3 protein-coding genes are annotated in these 3,697 nt (G+C 54.4%); all 3 read right to left on the reverse strand.

The window, feature by feature from the left end; translation table 11 throughout:
* The coding region (locus ABYV26_RS22850) for an efflux RND transporter permease subunit (RefSeq protein ID WP_372683663.1) at positions 1–753 on the reverse strand (753 nt) is incomplete at its 3' end.
* Positions 750–2,201, reverse strand: a complete 1,452-nt coding sequence (locus ABYV26_RS22855; RefSeq protein ID WP_372683664.1) for an efflux RND transporter periplasmic adaptor subunit — start codon at positions 2,199–2,201, stop codon at positions 750–752. The genes ABYV26_RS22850 and ABYV26_RS22855, both read right to left, overlap by 4 nt.
* Positions 2,202–2,221: 20 nt before the next feature.
* A partial coding sequence (locus ABYV26_RS22860) for a TolC family protein (protein ID WP_372683665.1) occupies positions 2,222–3,697 on the reverse strand: 1,476 nt, incomplete at its 5' end.

Below are 3,697 nucleotides of genomic sequence, written 5' to 3' on the forward strand. Positions count from 1 at the left end.
CCTGTCATTCACGCCCAGCGGCACGCTGTTCAGATCCTCGATGCTCTTGATATAGCCCAACCCCCGCACCATGAACTCGGTCTCGCCCATCTCCACCAACCGGCCACCCACGTCATTGTTGCTGCGCTTGATGGCCATGCGGATCTTCTGGATGGGGATGTTGTAAGCGCGCAGCTTGTTGGGGTCCACGACCACCTGATACTGCTTGACATATCCACCGATGGACGCCACCTCAGACACACCCGGCACGCTGGCCAGTTCGTAGCGCAGGAACCAGTCCTGGATGGAACGCAGCTGGGCCAGGTCGTGGCGGTCGCTCTCAAGGGTGTACTCGTAAACCCAGCCCACACCGGTGGCATCTGGGCCCAAAGAGGGCGTAACACCCTGGGGCAGGCGGCCGGCCACAAAGTTCAGGTACTCCAGCACGCGACTGCGAGCCCAGTAAAGATCGGTACCGTCATCGAAAATAATGTAGACGAAAGAAAGACCGAAAAAGGAATACCCCCGAACCACTTTGGCAAACGGTACCGACAGCATGGCGGTGGTCAGCGGGTAGGTCACCTGATCCTCGACCACCTGGGGTGCCTGACCGGGATATTCGGTAAAGATGATCACCTGTACATCGGACAGGTCGGGAATCGCATCCAGGGGTGTGCGGGCGATGGCATATATTCCGGCGGCAATGACGAACAAGGTCGCCAGGATCACCAGGAACTTGTTTTTGATGGACAGTTCGATGATATTTGCAATCATGGCTTAGTTTCCTTTTCCTGGCCTTGCGTTTCTGCTGAACCGTCTGAATCCATGGTCAGGTCTTTCATGTCCAGGTCGTCATCATCCATGGTCATGCTGTCCATATCCAGATCGCCGCCACTGTCTGCTTCTGGGCTACGAACCTCGAGCATCTTTGCGATGGCCTCCTTCAAGCGGCTTTCCGAATCCAACATGAATTGGCCTGAAAGAACAACCTCCTCACCTTCGGCCAAGCCGTCGATGACTTCAAATTCATAATCGTTTCCTTCTGCACCAATAATTACCTCCCTGGGTTCAAATTTTCCCTTGCCACGAGAAACAAACACCCGCTTTTTCACGCCGCTGTCGATCACCGCCTCCTGGGGTACCACCAGCCGATTGCCGGGCAGGACGCTCTGCAGATAAACATTGGCGTACATCCCCGGCTTGAGTTCGTCTCCAGGATTGGGAAATGAAAGCCTTAGCCGAGCCGTCCGGGTCTTCGGATCCAGGAAGGGGTAGATGAAGAGCACTTCACCCAGGTATCGTTTACCGGGAATGTAGGCCAGGTCCATTTCAGCAGGCATGCCTTTGCGAACCCAGGGCAATTCGTATTCATATATGTCAACATCCACCCACACGGTGGACAGGTCGGCGATTTCATATTGATGTTCACCGGCTTTGACGTAGTGGCCCTCCAAGGCGGTTTTCTTGACCACCACACCCGAGGACGGTGAGAAGATCGTGATTGTTTTCTGGATTTCATCGGCGGTTTCCAACTGGGCGATCTGTTCGTCGGTGAAATCCCAGTAGGCTAGGCGGGTACGCGAAGCATCCAGAAACCGGTCGGTTCCCTTGGTGGCGTCCCTTCCCCGCTTTCCATTTAGTCCTTTTCGCTGTTGAACGGCGATGAGGTATTCCTGCTGGGCAGTGAGTAGATCGGGACTGTAGATGTCGAACAGCGGCTGCCCTTCTTTCACTCGTTCGCCCACAAAATCTACGTAGAGCGTTTCGATCCAGCCGTTGAATTTGGTATTCACCGAATAAAGTCCGGTTTCGTCGTAGGTGATGGTGCCGAAGGTGCGGATCGATTTCGAGAAGGCTTTCTTCTGCACCCTGCCCAGTCGTACGCCCATGTTCTGCTGGGTCACCGGATCGATACGAATGGTTGAGCTGGGTTCCTTCCCCTCTCCTTCTTCCTCGTACACCGGCACCAGGTCCATACCCATGGGCGATTTGCCCGGCTCGTTGCGGATGTAGGTGGGGTCCATGGGCGCTGCCCAGTATTTGATCTTCTTGCCGGTCTTGGGGTCCACCATGCCGGCTTTGAGCGCTTCTTCAGCATAAGCGGTAGCCGGCCCCAATAAGGTTGAAAGAGTTATCCTGTCCTGAATCAATTCCGCCGGTATGTTCAGTGCAACACTGATAACCGCTGCGGTAAAGGCGATGATGATTGGTTTTGAATACATGAGACGTTGTCCTTTCTGGTTTATCCCTTGGGCCAGGGTAAGGGGACACCCACCCAGCGTACCAATTCTGCTCGTGTGACGCCGATATCACTATTTCGTCGTCGACTGGCCAGGCTCACATCCAGCCAATCAGTATAGGAAGTGATGACATCGGCAAAGGAGATATTGCCGGATTCATACGCACGGGTGGACACATCCAGGGATGTCTGGGACAGTTCCAGCAACCGGTCATTGTACAGTGCCCGTTCCCGTATGGCTCGGTCCAGATCGAACCAGCTTTTCCGTACCATAAGACGGGTGCGTGCCTCGGCATCGTCAAGATCAGCCCGCAGAGCATCTAACTTTCGGCGGGTTTCGCGAAGGTATGTGTCTTCGGCGCCAAACCAGGCATTTTTAGGCAGTCCTGCGCCCCGGGTTGGCGAGACCGTGGTGGCAAAGGTCGGCTTCATCCCGGCGCTACCCGATTGGAGAACGGCTTCGTCCGTGTAGAGCGAATAGTTCTGGGTAAAAGCCGGTTGAATCATTGTCTCGGCCATCTCTATCATGCGTTCCATCCTGCCCACCATGGCCCGCATGCGATTCAGCTCCTGGCGGTTTTCTAGTGCCAGGGGATAAAGTGCATCCAATTTGAGCGGCGATGTATCAGGAGTAAAGGTGTCGGGCCAACCGATAGAATTTTTAGGTTCAAGGTCCATCAGGGACAACAGTTCAGTTTCCAGATTGATCCGCTGCTCATTCAAGGTTCTGACCTGTTCCTCCAACTTCTCACGGCCAATACGGATCTTGATCACATCCTGGTAACTGGTTTTTCCGGCACCGTAACGAGTAGTGGCCACCGATTCCAGTTGGTTTAACCGATCAAGCATTTCGCGGGTAATCCGAAGCGCCTGATGGGTGTAAAGCAGATTCCAGTAGGCCTTGCTGCCCTGGGCCAAGATATCGCGCTGGACCAGATCAAATGCCTGTTTTTCGGCTTCCACATTCAATTCCGCCACTTGCCCTTTCAAAGCAGTCACACCTGGAAATGGAAATTTCATCTGGATGTTGTCGAGACCTCGCATGGGCCCCACCCCGGCCATCACGCTTTCCGTGAATGCCGAGTACTGCCGCAAGATTTCGTCCAGTTGAGCAACCTGGTCAAAGCCTTCCAAGGCAGCTTGTAAGCGGTCCTTCGCACCTTTAATTGACGGGTTGCGCAACACGATCAGGGCCATAGTCGTCTGGAGGGATAACCGGGGGCGGAGCATGGCAAGGGTTTGCGCATCATCGGAGGCTGCATCGAATATTTCCGGGGAGATAACGACATCACCAGTGGGGACCACTTTGCTGTCTACGATTTTTTCCCAACGGCGCCGAGCATTTTCGATGTTTTTTGTTTCGACATCAAAAGCATCCGGCTCACTATCGGCAATAGCTTCCGACATTTCCGGTTGATGGAGCATGGCCGGTGGTGCATAGGCCTCCATGTCGCGCTTCAGATCTCTGTATCCGCCCAG

It is taken from the genome of Desulfosarcina sp. (assembly GCF_041551955.1).
GTDB lineage: Bacteria > Desulfobacterota > Desulfobacteria > Desulfobacterales > Desulfosarcinaceae > Desulfosarcina.

What these genes read in the sequence shown, in the direction of transcription:
- ABYV26_RS22855 (WP_372683664.1), bottom strand. Translation starts at nt 2,201, where the DNA reads ATGTATTCAAAACCAATCATCATCGCCTTTACCGCAGCGGTTATCAGT.